The organism is Paraburkholderia sp. SIMBA_054 (assembly GCF_046534875.1).
Taxonomy (GTDB): Bacteria; Pseudomonadota; Gammaproteobacteria; order Burkholderiales; family Burkholderiaceae; genus Paraburkholderia; species Paraburkholderia hospita.
Genome location: NZ_JAWRXV010001316.1, coordinates 1 through 250, shown reverse-complemented (window position 1 = coordinate 250; position 250 = coordinate 1). Strand labels below are relative to the sequence as shown.

Annotated in this window: 1 protein-coding gene; it reads right to left on the bottom strand. The window is 60.8% G+C overall.

What is annotated here, in order from left to right; all coding sequences use genetic code 11:
- A partial coding sequence (locus SB822_RS59350) for a DUF3274 domain-containing protein (protein ID WP_410859408.1) occupies nucleotides 1–250 on the bottom strand: 250 nt, incomplete at both ends.

Below are 250 nucleotides of genomic sequence, written 5' to 3'. Positions count from 1 at the left end.
CGGAAAATCAGCGCGCACTGCGTTGGTCTGGTCATCGACGCTCTTTCCCGCATTGAATTGGTTCTTGATCGCGTCCGGCGTCACATCCCAGTTCGGCGGATCAGGCATCCGAACCCATTGCGGCTTTGCGTAGGAATTGCCGAGAGCGAGGTTCTGCGTCACCGCGTCGGGCGCCTCAAGCCCGGCCTTGTCCGGCGTACCTCGCTTCGCTTCGCCGCCGTACATTTGCGGCACAAACGGAGGATTAAGC